Below are 3,120 nucleotides of genomic sequence, written 5' to 3'. Positions count from 1 at the left end.
TAATTCTCCTGTTTTGGGCAGTCAGCATGCTGGCATTAATACCATTGCAGAGTTTAAGAAAGAAATTGCTTCATGCCGCACCTTCTGTTTCTTACACGAATTGGAATACCAGTTATCGCACAATTTAATTAAAGGTGGAGATTTAAATAACGCTATTGTAATTGTAGATAAAGAGGTTACGAAGGACGAATTGAGCCATTTGGCCAAATTATTTAACCGTAAAGATATCGATGTTGCCCCACAGGGAATTTTGAACAACATGGAATTGCGTTACCAAAATGAGCCTGCCCGTCATAAATTATTAGATATGATTGGCGATTTAGCTTTGGTTGGCATGCATTTAAAAGGCCATATTATGGCTGCCCGCCCAGGCCATGCAGCAAACGTTGCTTTTGCTAAAAAAATTAAAGCAGCGATTAAAAAAGAGAAAAACAAAAAAATACAAAAGGTTTACGATCCAAGTGCAAAACCACTATATGATGTTGTTCAGATTATGGATATTTTGCCTCACCGCCAGCCATTTTTATTCGTTGATAAAATATTAGAACTTTCTAAAAATCACGTGGTAGGTGTTAAAAACGTAACCATGAACGAAGAGTTTTTTAAAGGTCACTTCCCTGGTGCACCGGTTTTTCCGGGCGTAATTCAAATTGAGGCTATGGCTCAGGTTGGTGGTATTTTAGTGTTAAGTACCGTTCCAGATCCTAGAAATTATTTAACCTATTTCTTAAAAATAGATAACGTACGTTTTAGGGCCCAGGTTCTTCCTGGCGATACTATTGTTTTCCGCTGCGATTTACTTGAACCAATCAGAAGGGGTATTGCCCAGATGAAAGGTGTAGGTATGGTTGGCGAAAAAATCGTTGTCGAAGCCGAAATGATGGCTCAAATTTCAAAAGTTAAACAAGCAGAACCCGCCCAATAATGATACAACCTTTAGCATACATACATCCCCAGGCAAAGATTGCCGAAAACGTGGTAATCGAACCCTTTGTAGTGATACATAAAGACGTTGTAATTGGAGAAGGAACCTGGATCGGATCGAACGTAACCATTATGGATGGCGCACGTATCGGCAAAAACTGCCGTATCTTTCCTGGTGCTGTTATTTCTGGCGAACCACAGGATTTAAAATTTGCAGGTGAGGTTACCACTGCAGAAATCGGCGACAATACGACTATCCGCGAATGCGTAACCATTAACCGTGGTACAAAAGATAAATGGAAAACTACCATCGGTAGCAATTGTTTAATTCAGGCTTACTCACACATCGCGCACGACTGTGAAGTTGGCAACAACTGTATTTTCTCGAACAGCACTACCTTGGCTGGCCACATTACCATTGGAAACAATGTGGTTTTGGCGGGTTTGGTTGCGATACATCAATTTGTTAAAGTGGGTTCTTATGCTTTCGTAACTGGTGGTTCATTGGTACGAAAAGATGTCCCCCCTTATGTAAAAGCAGCTCGTGAGCCACTTTCTTATGCGGGAATTAACTCTGTTGGTTTGCGCAGAAGAGGTTTTACCAACGAGCAGATTGACGAAATCCAAGAGATTTACCGTGTACTTTTTGTAAAACACAATAATGTAACTAAAGCTTTAGACATGATCGAAGCCGAATTTAAACCAACGGAAATCCGTGACGAAATTGTAGATTTTATCCGTAATTCTAACCGTGGTGTAATGAAGGGCTTTGGAATGGGCAGTTAAGCTTAAAGCAGAAAGACCAAAGCTTAAAGCAAAATAAATATTCATGATTGATTTAACACTAATCAGAACCGATTCAGGCAATGCCGATTTTAGAACATTGGTCGCGTTATTGGATAAAGATTTAGCTGTTAGAGATGGCGACGACCATACTTTTTATGCTCAATTTAATAAGGTTGATGCCATTAAAGAGGTGGTTATAGGTTATCAAAATGGAGTCCCGGTTGGCTGTGGCGCCATAAAGCCTTTTTCAGCAACAGAAGCCGAAGTTAAAAGAATGTTTGTACATCCGGATTATAGGAAGCAAGGCATAGCCGCTAAAGTTTTAAATGAATTAGAAAGCTGGGCTGCTGAACTCGGTTTTACTTCATGTGTTTTAGAAACAGGCAAAAAACAGCCAGAAGCCATTGCACTTTACCAAAAGGTGGGTTATCATATCAGGCCCAACTACGGACAATATGTCGGTGTTGATAATAGCGTTTGTATGGCTAAACCGCTTACCACTAAACCCTAAACGCCCTGCCGCAAATGAATATCTCTTTAAATAATGTTGGCAGAAGGTTTAATAAGGAATGGATTTTTAGAAATTTAACTACTGAATTCACCTCTGGTAACAGTTATGCAATACTGGGACCTAATGGCTCTGGTAAATCAACTTTATTAAGCGTTTTAACGGGTAGCTTATCTCCTTCTGAAGGAGAAATTTCATTCTCAGACACCAAAGAGATCTCTATAGAAAATATCTATAAATACATCAGCCTGGCTGCACCATATCTCGAACTGGTTGAAACATTTACCTTAAAAGAGAGCATTGATTTTCATTTTAAGTTCAAAAATTTTGCTCCGGGACTCGATTCAAAAAAGCTGATCACCATACTGGGATTAGAAAAAGCAGCAAACAAAGAAATCAAGTACTTTTCATCGGGAATGAAGCAAAGAACCAAACTAGCTTTGGCATGTTGTACCGATACACCAATTTTATTTTTAGATGAGCCTACGAGCAATTTAGACGTTCAGGGAATAAATTGGTACCGCGAACTGATCGAAAATTTTGGAAAGGACCGCCTAACGATAATCGGCTCCAATCAAATACAGGAATACGATTTTTGCACAAAGCAGATACAAATATCAGATTACAAGTAAGTTATATATAAAATCCACTCCTTACAAAACGTCTGTTTTGTCATACATTTGTATTAAAAATAAATTTTTTTAAAAACATTTTGTAATTCACAAATTATACTTACCTTTGCACCACCAAAAAGAGAAACAATTATTTAATTTATCTCTTCAAGTAAAAGATCATATTTCCGTATTTCGGAATCAAAATATATAGCCCGTAAAGGCAAAGAGTTTTTCATAGTTTAGTTTGAGGTTTAGGTTGATTATGCCTTTGGAGTGGTTCCCAAAGGC

Annotated in this window: 4 protein-coding genes; all 4 read left to right on the top strand. The window is 38.3% G+C overall.

What is annotated here, in order from left to right; genetic code table 11:
• A partial coding sequence (locus AC1DPQ_RS22725; protein WP_477610957.1) for a bifunctional UDP-3-O-[3-hydroxymyristoyl] N-acetylglucosamine deacetylase/3-hydroxyacyl-ACP dehydratase occupies window positions 1-925 on the top strand: 925 nt, incomplete at its 5' end.
• Window positions 925-1,710, top strand: coding sequence for an acyl-ACP--UDP-N-acetylglucosamine O-acyltransferase (gene lpxA, locus AC1DPQ_RS22720; RefSeq protein WP_029274294.1), 786 nt, complete (start codon window positions 925-927; stop codon window positions 1,708-1,710). The genes AC1DPQ_RS22725 and lpxA, both read left to right, overlap by 1 nt.
• Window positions 1,711-1,753: 43 nt before the next feature.
• A complete protein-coding gene (locus AC1DPQ_RS22715) occupies window positions 1,754-2,221 on the top strand; it encodes a GNAT family N-acetyltransferase (RefSeq protein ID WP_477581742.1) in 468 nt (155 codons plus the stop codon).
• Window positions 2,222-2,235: 14 nt separating this feature from the next.
• Window positions 2,236-2,850, top strand: coding sequence for an ABC transporter ATP-binding protein (locus tag AC1DPQ_RS22710; RefSeq protein ID WP_477610956.1), 615 nt, complete (start codon window positions 2,236-2,238; stop codon window positions 2,848-2,850).
• The last annotated feature ends 270 nt before the right edge of the window (window positions 2,851-3,120 follow it).

This window comes from Pedobacter sp. 01T416_2, from assembly GCF_056398925.1.
The sequence above is the reverse complement of the archived record's forward strand: the minus strand, read 5'-3'. Positions and strand labels throughout refer to the sequence as shown.